The organism is Enterobacter sp. Y17, assembly GCF_019730495.1.
GTDB classification, from domain to species: Bacteria; Pseudomonadota; Gammaproteobacteria; order Enterobacterales; family Enterobacteriaceae; genus Enterobacter; species Enterobacter asburiae_B.
Genome location: NZ_JAASKP010000002.1, coordinates 171,799 through 185,059, shown reverse-complemented (window position 1 = coordinate 185,059; position 13,261 = coordinate 171,799). Strand labels below are relative to the sequence as shown.

Here is a 13,261-nt window from a genome sequence, read left to right as displayed (position 1 = left end):
TTATCCTCCCCGGACGTGTTTATTTTTCATCTCCGCGATCTCCTGGCAGGTCACGCACAGGGCTACCCCAGGCACCGCTATTCGGCGCGCCTCCGGTATCGGGGCCTCGCAGTCCTCGCAGAGGAAACGCGAAGGCGATGCGGGTCGTCTGCGGGCGCGATTAATGTACCGCTCTCTGTCCTCCTGCTCGCGCGCCTGCGCAAGATCGATAAAATCGGCCATCAGTGCAGCTCCTGGGATTCACGCTCGTAGCGGGCCGCCTCGTGGCACAGCAGTTCGGCAACGTCTTCTCCGCTCATGCCGGTTTTGTAGATATGGCTCGCCAGGGCCTCCAGACGCAGGGAGACCGCGAGGGCTCGCGCGCATCGTTCCTCTGTTTTTGCCTCTGCCAGCAGGCGCTTCAGTTCTTCACTTCCGGTCGGATAAGGGCGGTTTTCACTGTTTCGCATCACGCGTTCTCCTTAAATTCAGGCAAAAGGATGCCCGGCGGGTTTACGCCATTAGTTTTTGGGTTGGGTTATATCGGCATGGTCAGCCGTTCAGGAAATAAACTCACGACAGCACGAAAATGATTCATGGCGTTAATCAGCGCCCTTTTCTCCTCTGTGGTTAGCTCACTGAGCTCGCACTCATGACGGGCGACGGGCAATCTCGCCAGGAAAAAGAGGGCGGCCAGCGCCCTGCTGTTCTCCTCAAAACAGGGATCGCGCTTATCGCGCAGTTCAGCCATAAACCGCGCCAGCTCTTTTCCGCTATCGCTCCCGTATCGGGCGCGCAGTTCAGCGATGTGGTTAAGCCCGCTAAGGCGCGCTCCCACGCTAAGTGGAACCCTTGCACGGGCAGCTTCTATCGCCATATCTCCCCTCGCGTAAACTCACGCACGCTAGTGCGCTGAAAACGGGCACAGCACGGTTTTTTCCGCCGTTTGATGATTGCGATTTCAGATGCCATGCTGCATGATTCCCATTTTGATAATGTCTGCAATCATTAGCCTCTGTTTGCCAACGCCTGCCGCTGATTGCCCGAATTTGTAATGATACTAATACCCAAGTGAGTATTAGTAAATACCCAAAGGAATATATTTTGATTTTAGATTCTCAAGTGAATAATGAAGAGTTACTCGATAGAATCTGTCAGGTATATGGTTTCACGCAGAAAATCCAGCTGGCCCGGCACTTCAATATCGCCGCCAGCTCGCTTCAGAACCGCTACGCGCGCGGTACCGTCTCTTACGACTTTGCGGTTCAGTGCGCGCTGGACACCGGCGCTAGCCTTCGCTGGCTGATGACCGGACAAGGTGCGCAGTTTGAAGGTCACCCCGCGCCGGGCGATCCGGTTTCGGTTTCCACATTCACACTGAGTGATGGAAAGCTGGAAGAAAATACCACTTTGAGTATTGACTCTGGTTTCTTTAGCAAACCGCTGGCTCGCGGCATCGCCGTTCGGGCGGAGGGAAAGCTGCACTTTATTGAAAAAGAGGCATCGTTAACCGACGGCCTGTGGCTGGTTGAGATTGAAGGCACTGCCAGCATCCGCGACCTCACGCTGCTGCCGGGTAAAAAACTCCACGTGGCGGGCGGCAAGGTTCCGTTTGAATGCGGTATCGACGAGATAAAAACGGTGGGTCGCGTAGTGGGGATTTACAGCGAGGTTAATTGAGGGTGGGTCGGATGCATTCGCCACCAAAGGTGGGGCGCTCGCTTTCGGGTAGGACACGGAAAAACCCGAGGCAGGGGAAAAAGAGGATCGACGCACATTAACAGGGCTGGTGAAGGTGTGGCATGTCGCTCTATCGGGTTTACCCCATAATGAGAGCACCACACATCAACTCATTAAAGAAATCCCCCATCGCGCCGATCATCATCCGTGTGTATTATTTCCTGTAGCTTTTACAACAACTAACCTTAACTCAAATACTTAAGCGCCAAAGCGAAAGGCATCATGAGCACACCGATCAAACGGCTAGAAATCATTAAAAATGCCATTGAACTGGAAGATGACGACATCATCCAGAGCCAGCTGACACGCCTGAAAAATGAAGCGTTTGACGATGAGCTACAGGCAATCGTCGTGGCGCTTGAGGAGAAGAACTACACCGCTGCGATGGCGGCAATTACCGCCTGGCTGCAGGGCCAGCGCGCCGTGACCCAGTGGCGAGATCCGCAGGTGGCCGCCAGCAAGCTGGAGCTGAAGGCGCTGGAAGAGCGTCTGCGCGATCTGATTGACCGCCGCAACGCCCGGGTGCAGCAGCTTGATGAGTTCAACGATCTCTATTTCTCTCGACTCGGACCGCTGATGCAGCAGATCCTCGCCCTGCGTAAAACGCTGGCCGAGCTCAATCTGCGCCGTCAGCAGGCGGAAGCGCGTCGTCGCGAGGAAGATTACCGTCGCTGCCAGCGCTATATGGCGCAGGCGGTAGAGGTGCTGGCGACGCTCACCCAGCGCTGGCGCGATCTCCCGGCCGACTCCGTGCAGGCCGCTGAGGCGCGTAAGCATCTGGAACAGCAAAGCAATCTGATTGCCAACCTGCTGGCCGAAGCGCTGGAGCTGGAGAGCGGCTTAACGCGCGAAGAAGAGCCTGCGCGTCAGGCGCGCGACGACGCTAACGAAGAGTACGAGAAGTATCGCGAGCAGCATCACGATGCCGAAGTGCGGCTGCGCAAGGGCAAGGATCTTTCGGAAGAGGATCGGAACGAACTCAAGCGCCTCTGGCGGCAGGCGAGCAAGCTCTGCCACCCGGATCTGGTGGCGGACGACCTGAAAGAGGAAGCTAACGCGATGATGGTCCAGCTCAACCAGGCGAAGCAGCGTGGCGACGTTAAAACCATTCGCTCACTGGTGGCCCGCCTGCAGCAGGGCTTTGAGCCATTGATGGCAAGCGACAGGCTGAACGATCTGGAACGTATCCGCAAAAAAATGGCGCAGGTTCGCGAGCAAATCGACATTTTAGTGAACGAGCTGGCGGAGCTGGAGAAAGAGGAGTCCTGGCTTCTGGTCTCGTCGCTGAACAATATGGAAGCTTACTTCGCTCAGCAGGAGAAAGCCCTGCACGAGGTCCGCGCCTCGCTCGAACATCAGGTGAGCGAAGCGCAACTGGATTCCGCCGCCTGATTATTTGGCGTGCCAGTATGCGCTGGCACGCACCAGCTGCTGGTCAATCGCGTCGGTTTCAAACTGACGGCTCAGCGTCTTCACCACCTTCCCTTCCCCGGTCAGCCAGATGAAGTAATCTTCCCCTGGAACGGTCAGCGCCGCCAGATGGTCCGTTACCGCCTGCTCGCTGTGGCCCACCACCCAGGTGATGTTGAATTCACTCAGGTGCGCCAGATACGCCTTATAAGAATCGTCCCCGACCGTCACAACCGCATGAATTTCCGGGTGAACCGGCAGTTTAGCAATGCTCTCCAGGCGTCGGCGCAGCGCGGGCATGCCGGACTCGTCGCACACGTACAGCTGCCAGGCGTAATCCTCCGGCACCACCAGCGAACCACGCGGACCGCCGATGGTCAGCCTGTCTCCCGCTTTCGCCTCGACCGCCCAGCGGCTGGCAATGCCGCCGTCGTGAATGAAGAAATCGAGTACCAGCTCATGGTTTGCCTCGTCGTACAGCGGCGTGTAGTCGCGCGTCTGAGGACGTACGCCGTCGCCCCAGTCGATGCCTTCATCGGTGACCACCGGCGGTACAAACACTGCCCCCGGGGCCGGGAAAAAGACTTTTGTATGGTCGTCGAAACCGCGGGAACTAAAGCCCTCCAGCTGCTCGCCGCCTAAAACAATGCGCTGGAAACCCGCGCTGGCGCGCTCAACGCGGAGCACCGTCAGCTCGCGAAAGCGCAGGTCATTACGAACACGCTGTGGGTAACGGGTAGATGCCATTTTTAGCCCCTTCTATGGTGAATACGATATATCTAAATCAATTATCCAAATGATAATGATTACTAATAAGTAAAAATGCAAGATCTTTTAGATTGCATCTGAATATATCTTAGATATAGTTTAGATATATCAAATTAAGAGAACTACTATGCGACACGAACACGACAGCGGCGGGCGCCGACCGCGCTTTTTCGGCCACGGCGATCTGCGGCTGGTGATTCTGGATATCCTGACCCGCAGCGCGAGCCACGGCTACGAGCTGATCAAAGAGATCGAGAATCTGACCCAGGGGAATTACACCCCGAGCCCAGGGGTGATCTACCCGACCCTGGATTATCTTCAGGATCAGACCTTTATCACCATTACGGAAGAAGATAACGGTCGTAAGAAGATTGCGATTACCGCTGAAGGACAACGCTGGCTGGACGAAAACCGGGAACAGCTGGAACAGATCCAGGTGCGTATCAAAGCGCGTTCCGTCGGTTTTCAGCTGCGCAAAAACCCGCAGATGAAGCGGGCGCTGGATAACTTCAAAGCGGTGTTAGACCTGAAGGTGAATCAGGGAGAGCTCAGCGACGCGCAGCTCAAGCAGATTATCGGCGTTATTGACCGCGCGGCGCTCGAGATCTCCCAGCTGGACTAAGCCGGAGCGTGCTCGCTCACGCGGAAGACGCGTACCAGCTCCTTCAGGTGCATCGCCTGTTCGTTAAGCGATGCTGCCGCCGCCACAGACTCCTCCACCAGCGCGGAGTTCTGCTGGGTGGTGGCATCAATCAGGCCAATCGCGCTGTTAATCTGCGAGATACCTTCCGTCTGCTCGTGGCTGGCCTGGCGGATTTCGCGCAGGATCACGTCCATCTCTTCCACGTTGCCGACCATCCCGTTGATCAGCGCACTCGCTTTTTCAACCAGGTTCATCCCGTCCTGGGTCTGGCTGGTAGAGCTCTCAATCAGCTCGCGGATTTCGCTGGCAGATGACGCGCTCTTCTGGGCAAGCTGGCGAACTTCACCCGCCACCACCGCAAAGCCGCGACCGTGCTCGCCGGCGCGCGCCGCTTCCACCGCCGCGTTCAACGCCAGAATATTGGTCTGGAAAGCAATAGCGTCGATCAGGTCGATAATGTCGGACATCCGGTTCGACGTCTCGTTAATCAGGCGCATTTTGCTGGTCACCTGCTTCATCATCTCGCCGTTGTTTTTAACCACCGTGGCGGCATCCGCCGAGAGGTTGGTCGCTTCCCCGGTATGCGAGGCGGTATTTTTCACCGTCGCGGTGATCTGCTCCATTGAGGCGGCGGTCTGTTCTACAGAACTTGCCTGCTCTTCCGTGCGCGCGGCCAGATCCTGGTTCCCGGCGACAATCTGCGCGGCTGCGCTGGAGATATTCTCCGAGCCGGTTTGCACCTGCTGCACGATGTCCAGCAGTCGCGTTTTCATCTCCATTAGCGCATGCAGCAGCAGGCCCGTTTCGTCTTTACCGTGTGGCGTGATGCTGCCCGTCAGATCGCCCTCAGAAATGGCTTTTGCAAAATGCACCGCCTCGCCGAGCGGACGAGTGATAGCGCGCACGATAAACCAGCCAATCAGGCTGCCTGCCGCGACGCTAAAGAGCGTGAGCAGGATCAGCAGCAGGCGGTTAGACCTGAAATCCCCTTCCACCTGCGCGCCGGCACTCTGCATCTCGCTGTTTTGAATGGTAATCAGCTCCTTCACCTTCGCTTTATAAGCCTGCTGCACGGCGAGGGTGGTGGTCATCATCTCCTGAATAGCGCCCGCACGATTGTTGTTCTGCACCGCCTGCAGAATGCGGTAGCGCGAGTCCAGATACTGCTGGCGCACGCTGCGGATCTCCGCCAGAACCTGCTGAGACTTTTGATCCTGCAACGCGTTGTTCAGCTCGCCCAGGATCACCGTGATGTGCTCGCTGATCTCTTTCAGGCGCTGCTGAGATTGCCCCGTATAGGTGCCCTGCTCGTCCAGCAGCATCAGCTGTTGAGTGCTAATAAATTCCTGGAAGTTATCGATTAACTGGTTCGCTTTTACCGTGGTCGGATAATCACTGGTAATAATCGATTGCATCCCGTTATTAGCCCGGTCCAGACTCAGCAGAGACAGGCTCGCACTGATGGCCATCAGGACAATAAAGAACCCGAACGCCAGAAATAATTTCGTGCCGATCTTTACGTCATGTAAGAACATATTTTCTCCATCGATGTGATTATTTCTCAGACGATCGCTGTTATCGGTAACGATTTCGCTAACTTTATGAGTTTGATCGTTTTTTTATTTCATAACCACCGCAATGCATAGGTGTAGGCTATTAATATGGCCTCATCGATCGTTACCAGACCGTCAAACGGGGTATTTTCGAAATAGCATTCTGAAGAACTGACTTAGGCAGGAATAAATAACTGAGGCAATTTCTTTAGTTATTTAATATTAAATTAACAATAAACCACATTAACAGTCACAATCAGAAAAATAAAACGCCGCTTATTCCTTACGGAATAAACGGCTTTTTTGGAACATTACTGACTCAGTGGAGCACAGTCACCGCATCCTTGAGGCGTCCGGCGCGGTGCTTCACCATTGCAGAAATGTGGGCGCTCTCCTCGACCAGGTCGGCGTTTTTCTGCGTAATGCTGTCGAGTTCAGCAACCGCGCGGGTCAACTCTGACAGCCCGGTTGCCTGCTCGGAGGTCGCGTGGCTGATCTGGGCGATAAGCTGCGTCACGTTTTTCACCTGCACCACGATATCATCCATCGTGCGGCCTGCGGCGTGAACCTGCTCAGAGCCGGACTGCACCTTGCTGGCGCTGGCATCAATGAGTTTACGAATATCATTGGCGGCACTGGCGCTGCGGCTGGCGAGATGGCGAACTTCGCCCGCGACCACGGCAAAACCTTTTCCCTGCTCTCCTGCCCTTGCCGCTTCAACCGCCGCGTTCAGCGCCAGAATATTGGTCTGGAAAGCGATGTCGTTAATCAGGGAGGTAATCGAGCCAATCCGCTGCGTGCTGTCGGCAATGTCATCCATGGTTTTAACGACGGTCTGCATCGCGTTGCCCCCTTTCGTCGCCGCGCTGCTCGCGGCCACGGAGAGTTTATCCACCTCGGCGGCGGTTTCAGAGTTACTCTGAACGGAAACGGCCATCTGGTTCATTGTTGCGACGGTCTGCTGCACGTTCGCCACGGTCTGACGCGTGCGATCGTTCAGATCTTCATTTCCCTGTGCCAGCCTGTCGCTGCCGTCACGGACGCTCACCACCTGGCTCGAGACGTCATTGATTAACCAGCGGCACATCAGGCCCAGCTGCCCGACCGCGCGCAGCGTCAGCCCCAGTTCGTCGCTGCGGTTCAGATGCTGCACGCTGTTGCGCTCACCGGTTGCGACCTTCAGCGCCTGTTGCGCCACATTCTCTACCGGGCGGACAATCTGTTGCTCAAACAGCAGCGTCCCCAGCAGCATCACCACCGCGGCAGCAACGAGCGGCATCCACCCGGCGGAAGTCGCGATCAGCGTGGCGGCGAGAACGGCTAAAAGCGCCGCCATCACGCTGCGCACGCGCCAGCGCAGCGGCATTGCCGGCAGTTTACCCAGCCAGCCTTTTCCAACCACCAGCCCCTTGTGCACACGTTTCTTACAGCTCCCGTCGTTCAGCGCCCGGTAGAGCGGCTCCACGGCCGCAATCTCTTCGGCTGTGGCTTTGGTGCGAATGGACATATAGCCCGTCACCTGCCCGCGGCGCACCATCGGCACCGCATTCGCTCGCACCCAGTAGTGGTCACCGTTTTTGCGCCGGTTTTTGACAATCCCGCTCCACGGCTCGCCCTGCTGCAGCGTGTACCACATATCGGCAAACGCGGCTTTTGGCATGTCGGGGTGGCGGACCAGATTGTGCGGCTGGCCCGTCAGCTCATCGAGCTGGTAGCCGCTCACCTGCACAAAGGTGTCGTTGGCGTGTGTGATGTAGCTGTGGACGTCTGTGGTAGACATTAAGGTGGTGTCATCGTCCAGAGGATATTCATTCTGGGTGACATAGGTTGGAGAGGACATCGTGGGCATCCCTTGCAGGTTATTTGAATGTTAATTTTGTGGGTCAATGTTTTTTCGGCGGTAAACAATTTATCTTTAGTTGTTAAACTTGATGAAGATCGCAGATTTCACTTAAACCATACTTTTTGTACGATTTTCTAATTCATTGATTTAAAATACTTTCGTAAAGAAATTACCTATAAAGCATGACCAGTTAATGCCCACTTAAGTTGCAGCCAATGCACTTCTTTAGTGCAGATGCGCTTTTCCGCCTCATTTACCCTTTTTGTCCTGTACCGCTAAATCCCGTTTCGGTTGCTCCGGCATGATTAAATATTGTGCAACATTATTTTAACCTGGCGTTTATCCCGATTTTCGTTAAGTCATCTGAAGTGGCGTAATCCCTGCAATACTTAAACCAGTATCATGTGATACGCGATCCCCGGGAGCACATTTTGAACAGGTTACCTTCCAGCGCCTCGGCTCTTGCCTGTACCGCGCACGCACTGAATCTCATTGAGAAGCGAACGCTCGATCATGAGGAGATGAAACAACTTAACCGAGAGGTCATCGATTACTTTAAAGAGCACGTCAATCCAGGTTTTCTGGAGTATCGCAAATCTGTTACCGCCGGCGGGGATTACGGAGCCGTAGAGTGGCAAGCGGGGAGTCTTAACACGCTTGTCGACACCCAGGGACAGGAGTTTATCGATTGCCTGGGTGGTTTTGGTATCTTCAACGTGGGGCACCGTAATCCAGTTGTGGTTTCCGCCGTACAGAATCAACTTGCGAAACAACCTCTCCATAGCCAGGAACTGCTCGACCCGCTTCGCGCCATGCTCGCGAAAACGCTGGCGGCCTTAACGCCCGGCAAACTGAAGTACAGCTTCTTTAGCAACAGCGGCACGGAATCGGTCGAAGCGGCGATTAAACTCGCCAAAGCGTACCAGTCGCCGCGCGGGAAATTCACCTTTATCGCCACCAGCGGCGCGTTCCACGGTAAATCCCTGGGCGCACTGTCTGCTACCGCCAAATCCACCTTCCGCAAACCGTTTATGCCGCTGCTGCCGGGCTTCCGCCACGTGCCGTTCGGCGACATTAACGCCATGCGCACCGTGCTGAGTGAATGCCGTAAAACCGGTGATGACGTGGCGGCGGTGATCCTGGAGCCGATTCAGGGCGAAGGCGGCGTTATCCTCCCTCCGCAGGGCTATCTGCCCGCCGTGCGTCAGCTGTGCGATGAGTTTGGCGCGCTGCTGATCCTCGACGAAGTCCAGACCGGGATGGGGCGCACCGGCAAGATGTTTGCCTGCGAGCACGAAAACGTGCAGCCGGACATCCTGTGCCTGGCGAAAGCGCTCGGCGGCGGCGTGATGCCGATTGGTGCGACGGTTGCGACTGAAGAGGTGTTCTCGGTGCTGTTCGACAACCCGTTCCTGCATACCACTACCTTTGGCGGTAACCCGCTGGCCTGTGCGGCCGCGCTGGCAACCATCAACGTGCTGCTGGAGCAAAACCTGCCCGCGCAGGCGGAGCAGAAAGGCGACATGCTGCTGGACGGCTTCCGTCAGCTAGGCCGGGAATATCCGGACCTGGTGCAGGACGCGCGTGGGAAAGGGATGCTGATGGCGATTGAGTTTGTCGATAACGAAACCGGCTATAGCTTCGCGAGCGAGATGTTCCGCCAGCGGGTGCTGGTCGCCGGAACGCTCAACAACTCGAAAACCATCCGCATCGAACCGCCGCTGACGCTGACGATTGAGCAGTGCGAGCAGGTGCTGAAAGCGGCGCGTAAAGCGCTGGCAGCGCTGCGAATAAGTGTGGAAGAGGCGTAATCAACGCCGGGTGGCGCTACGCTAACCCGGCCTACAAAATACTGCATGCAGGCCCGGTAAGCGTAGCGCCACCGGGCTGCTTTTTATCGGTGAAATTCCGCCACCGTCATGGTGAAGCGAAGCACGGTATCGCCTTCGTTCGCATATCCGTGCGCCGCTTCCGTTTTCGCCACCGCCGATGCGCCAGCGTTAACCTGGGTCACCGTCTCATCCACCGTCAACGTTAAAACGCCTTCGTTCACGTGCAGCAGCTCAAAGGTTCCCGCCGGGTGCCCCGGAGAGGTAAAGCGCTCTCCCGGCTGCATCTCCCACTGCCATAGCTCAATCATATCCGGGCCTGCGGTTCCCGCCAGCAGTCTGGCGCGTCCACCCTGTGCGCCCTGCCACAGCACCGGAATCGCGGCCTCTTCGATAACGTGCACCAGCGGCTCGCTGGATACGTTGACGATATCCGCTACGGAGATGCCGAGCGCGGCGGCCAGCTTGCACAAGATGGCGATACTGGGGTTGGCTGCGCCCTTTTCGATCTCCACCAGCATGCCTTTGCTAACGCCTGCCCGGCGGGACAGCTCGTCCAGAGACAGCTTTTTCTCTTTGCGCCAGTTGCGTATGCGGTTTGCCACGGCCAGGCTTACCTGGGCAACATTGGCACCCTGCGAAGTCATTATATTGACTTTATCAGTCATTAGTCACTACCATGGTATAAAACAGTCAATACAGGATTATTTATGTCTCTCGTTACGCCGTCAATAGATTCGCATCTTGCCGGGATTGCCCCGGGCTTTCGGGCGCTGAGCATTCTGGTTGAAGCTGCGCCGATAACCCACCCGGAGGTTGCGCCCGCCGCGCTGGCGCAGGCCTGCCAGCAGATGTTGAATGATGATGTGCCATGGGCTGATGCACACCTTTCAGACTGGGATGAGGTGTATAAAGCCTTCGGCGCGAAACCGAAGCGCACGCCCTGCTCGGCATCTGCCCTGCGCAAGCGGGTACTGAAAGACGGTTCGCTGCCGTCGCTGGATCCGGTCGTAGATATCTATAACGCGGTGAGTATTCGCTATGCCATTCCGGTGGGCGGGGAAAATCTCGCGGCGTATTCGGGTGCGCCGCGTCTGACGCTGGCTGACGGCAGCGAGCCGTTTGATACCTTCAAAGAGGGACAACCAGTGATGGAACATCCGGAACCGGGCGAGGTTATCTGGCGCGACGATCTCGGCGTCACCTGCCGCCGCTGGAACTGGCGCCAGGGGGTGCGTACCCGTCTGGACAGCCAGGCGCAATCCATGTGGTTTATTCTTGAAAGCCTGCCGTCGATGCCCCTTGCGGCACTGGAAGAGGCAGGAGAAGAACTGGTCAACAACCTGCAGCAGCTGATGCCGGGAGCCACGGCTCGGGTTCAGCTGCTGACGCTGTAGGAGGACAACACGATGTTTCACGGGTTAAGCGCGTTTCCGTTAACCCCCCTGAAAGAAGGGACGTTTGACGAGCACTCCTTCATCAATCTTCTGCGCCCCGTGGTCGACGCTGGTATGGATTCACTGGGCATTTTGGGCTCAACGGGAAGTTACGCCTATCTGACCGTTGAAGAGCGCGGTCGGATCGCACGCTGCGCGGTGGCGCATGCTGATGACATTCCGGTCATCGTCAGCATCGGCGCATTGCGGCTGGACGATATTCTGCGTCTAGCTGACGACGCGCAATCGGCAGGTGTCTCCGGCGTGCTGCTGGCACCCGTGTCGTACCAGCGATTAACGGAAGACGAAGTGTTTAATCTGTATGAAACGGTGACCCGCCAGCTCTCCGTACCGCTGTGCATTTACGATAATCCCGCCACGACCGGTTTTTCGTTTAGCGATGAACTGTTATTTGCCGCCGCGGCCCTGCCGAATATAGGGTCCATAAAGCTTGGCCGCGTGCCGGAGGACCTGTTGCAGGTACGCGCTCGTCTACCTGATACCGTCACGCTGGGCATCGCCGGTGACTGGCGAGCGGCCTCCGCCCTGCAGGCCGGGTTTGACGTCTGGTACTCGGTGGTCGGCGGGTTGTTTCCGCAAACAGCGCTGGCGATTGCCCGTTCGAAAGAGTCGGCACAATCCGAGCGGCTGGAGCCGCTTTGGGCGCTGTTCCGCCATTATGGTAGTTTGCGGGTGGTAGCGGCAGCGGCAGAAATGCTGGGGAAAGTGGAAACACCCGCGCTACCCTTCCCCCTTCAGGCTCTTCAGGGTGAGCCGCGCGAAGCGCTTGCTACGATACTTGCGGATCTGGCGCTGGCTTGAACAACGCCGGGTGGCGCTAGCGCTGACCCGGCCTACAAAACCTTTATAACGCCTGTTACTCCGGCAACAGCCCCACAAAACTGCGTTTCTTGCGCGGCTCCGACATCAGCTCCTCAAGCTTATCCACGCACGCCAGATAGTGCGGGGTTTGCTTGTGCGCCAGCACCGCCTCCTCGTCTTTATAGGCTTCGTAGATAAAGAACCGGGTCTTCACCCTCGGGTCCTGCAATACGTCAAAACGCAGGTTTCCCGGCTCCTGGATTGCCCCCTCGTGGTTGGCGCGAAACACCTCCAGAAACTCGTCCACCCGCTCGGGCTTAATGTTGATCTCCACCAGCGTCACGTTCATTTTGCTTCTCCCTGTTTCTCTTCCTGCCAGAACTGGAACGCATCGCGGGCGTTCCAGTTCTCGTGAACCACTTTTTTCACCGCCTTCAGCATGGCGAGCGGCGCGCTGGACTGGAAGATGTTGCGTCCCATATCCACGCCCGACGCCCCCTGATCGATAGCCCGCCAGCACATTTCCAGCGCCTCGTGCTCCGGCAGCTTTTTGCCCCCGGCGATAACGATCGGCACCGGACAGCTGGCGGTCACTTTTTCAAAGCCCTCGTCCACGTAGTAGGTTTTGACGAACTGCGCCCCCATTTCGGCGGCGATGCGGCTGGCCAGCGAGAAATAGCGCGCGTCGCGCGCCATCTCTTTCCCCACGCCCGTCACCGCCAGCGTCGGCATACCGTAGCGCGCGCCCGCATCGACAAGCTTGATGATGTTGTTGATCGACTGATGCTCAAACTCGCTGCCAATGTAAACCTGCGCCGCCACCGCGCAGACGTTCAGGCGCAGCGCGTCCTCCATCGCCACCGCCACGCACTCGTTGGACAGTTCGCCCAGAATCGAGTTACCGCCGGAGGCGCGCAGCACCACCGGTTTGTTCGTCGCGGCTGGCACCTGACTCCTGAGGATGCCGCGGGTGCACATCAGCACGTCGGTTTCGCCAAACAGCGGCGCGATGGAGAGGTCGATACGCTCAAGCCCGGTGGTCGGCCCCTGAAAGTAGCCGTGGTCAAAGGCCAGCATCACCGTGCGGTTGCTCTGCGGGTTGAAGATGCGCGCAAGCCTGGACTGCATGCCCCAGTCCAGCGAGCCGCAGCCCTTCAGGGTGTACGGCACATTCTGCTGCGCCGTGCCGATGCCAAAATCCTTGCCGTCTTTGATGTCGTCTAAATCAGCCATTTGCT

Annotated in this window: 15 protein-coding genes; 6 read left to right on the top strand and 9 right to left on the bottom strand. The window is 57.1% G+C overall.

The features are described 5' to 3' along the window. The 3 genes from HCH49_RS15160 to HCH49_RS15150 all read right to left on the bottom strand — a co-directional run bounded on the left by HCH49_RS15160 (position 1) and on the right by HCH49_RS15150 (position 856). A complete protein-coding gene (locus HCH49_RS15160) occupies positions 1 to 222 on the bottom strand; it encodes a TraR/DksA family transcriptional regulator (protein ID WP_045404086.1) in 222 nt (73 codons plus the stop codon). Then, complete coding sequence (locus HCH49_RS15155; RefSeq protein WP_029741400.1) at positions 222 to 449, bottom strand: DUF2732 family protein; 228 nt, start codon at positions 447 to 449, stop codon at positions 222 to 224. Before HCH49_RS15155 ends, HCH49_RS15160 begins: the two co-directional genes overlap by 1 nt. Before the next feature lie 68 nt (positions 450 to 517). After that, positions 518 to 856 (bottom strand): DUF5347 domain-containing protein, encoded by a 339-nt coding sequence (locus HCH49_RS15150; RefSeq protein WP_033146696.1) that lies wholly within the window; start codon positions 854 to 856, stop codon positions 518 to 520. Positions 857 to 1,083: 227 nt separating this feature from the next. On the opposite strand from HCH49_RS15150, the gene HCH49_RS15145 reads away from it, so the two are divergent. After that, complete coding sequence (locus tag HCH49_RS15145) at positions 1,084 to 1,659, top strand: phage repressor protein CI (RefSeq protein ID WP_047060318.1); 576 nt, start codon at positions 1,084 to 1,086, stop codon at positions 1,657 to 1,659. Between the two features lie 282 nt (positions 1,660 to 1,941). After that, positions 1,942 to 3,111: a DNA repair protein gene (locus tag HCH49_RS15140; protein WP_033146698.1), complete on the top strand. Its 1,170-nt coding sequence runs from the start codon at positions 1,942 to 1,944 to the stop codon at positions 3,109 to 3,111. Here HCH49_RS15140 and HCH49_RS15135 read toward each other — a convergent pair whose 3' ends face one another. Further along, positions 3,112 to 3,876 carry a siderophore-interacting protein gene (locus tag HCH49_RS15135; RefSeq protein WP_221702936.1) on the bottom strand — a complete coding sequence of 255 codons (765 nt, stop codon included), beginning with the start codon at positions 3,874 to 3,876 and terminating at the stop codon, positions 3,112 to 3,114. A 148-nt stretch (positions 3,877 to 4,024) separates the two neighbouring features. Here HCH49_RS15135 and HCH49_RS15130 point away from each other — a divergent pair, with 148 nt between their 5' ends. Next, positions 4,025 to 4,519 (top strand): PadR family transcriptional regulator, encoded by a 495-nt coding sequence (locus tag HCH49_RS15130; RefSeq protein ID WP_167818700.1) that lies wholly within the window; start codon positions 4,025 to 4,027, stop codon positions 4,517 to 4,519. Here the strand turns inward: HCH49_RS15130 and HCH49_RS15125 are convergent. Both HCH49_RS15125 and HCH49_RS15120 read right to left on the bottom strand, forming a co-directional pair. After that, complete coding sequence (locus HCH49_RS15125) at positions 4,516 to 6,075, bottom strand: methyl-accepting chemotaxis protein (RefSeq protein ID WP_058841615.1); 1,560 nt, start codon at positions 6,073 to 6,075, stop codon at positions 4,516 to 4,518. The genes HCH49_RS15130 and HCH49_RS15125 overlap by 4 nt on opposite strands. 337 nt (positions 6,076 to 6,412) lie before the next feature. Then, complete coding sequence (locus tag HCH49_RS15120) at positions 6,413 to 7,933, bottom strand: PAS domain-containing methyl-accepting chemotaxis protein (RefSeq protein WP_221702935.1); 1,521 nt, start codon at positions 7,931 to 7,933, stop codon at positions 6,413 to 6,415. 434 nt (positions 7,934 to 8,367) lie between these two features. Between HCH49_RS15120 and ygjG the strand changes: the two genes are divergently transcribed. Further along, positions 8,368 to 9,747 (top strand): putrescine aminotransferase, encoded by a 1,380-nt coding sequence (ygjG, locus tag HCH49_RS15115; RefSeq protein ID WP_023309267.1) that lies wholly within the window; start codon positions 8,368 to 8,370, stop codon positions 9,745 to 9,747. Positions 9,748 to 9,830: 83 nt separating this feature from the next. Here the strand turns inward: ygjG and HCH49_RS15110 are convergent, their stop codons facing one another. Next, positions 9,831 to 10,433: a helix-turn-helix domain-containing protein gene (locus HCH49_RS15110; RefSeq protein ID WP_064673344.1), complete on the bottom strand. Its 603-nt coding sequence runs from the start codon at positions 10,431 to 10,433 to the stop codon at positions 9,831 to 9,833. A gap of 42 nt (positions 10,434 to 10,475) precedes the next feature. Between HCH49_RS15110 and HCH49_RS15105 the strand changes: the two genes are divergently transcribed. Together HCH49_RS15105 and HCH49_RS15100 are read left to right on the top strand one after the other, a co-directional pair. Then, on the top strand, positions 10,476 to 11,162 hold the full coding sequence (locus HCH49_RS15105; RefSeq protein ID WP_221702934.1) for a B3/4 domain-containing protein: 687 nt from the start codon (positions 10,476 to 10,478) through the stop codon (positions 11,160 to 11,162). Between the two features lie 12 nt (positions 11,163 to 11,174). Next, the gene (locus HCH49_RS15100; protein WP_033146705.1) at positions 11,175 to 12,023 is read left to right on the top strand and encodes a dihydrodipicolinate synthase family protein; all 849 of its coding nucleotides are present in this window, start codon (positions 11,175 to 11,177) and stop codon (positions 12,021 to 12,023) included. 55 nt (positions 12,024 to 12,078) lie between these two features. Here HCH49_RS15100 and lsrG read toward each other — a convergent pair whose 3' ends face one another. Further along, the gene (gene lsrG / locus HCH49_RS15095; protein WP_008503162.1) at positions 12,079 to 12,372 is read right to left on the bottom strand and encodes a (4S)-4-hydroxy-5-phosphonooxypentane-2,3-dione isomerase; all 294 of its coding nucleotides are present in this window, start codon (positions 12,370 to 12,372) and stop codon (positions 12,079 to 12,081) included. Next, positions 12,369 to 13,256, bottom strand: a complete 888-nt coding sequence (lsrF, locus tag HCH49_RS15090) for a 3-hydroxy-5-phosphonooxypentane-2,4-dione thiolase (RefSeq protein WP_047060306.1) — start codon at positions 13,254 to 13,256, stop codon at positions 12,369 to 12,371. Before lsrF ends, lsrG begins: the two co-directional genes overlap by 4 nt. Between the last annotated feature and the right edge of the window lie 5 nt (positions 13,257 to 13,261).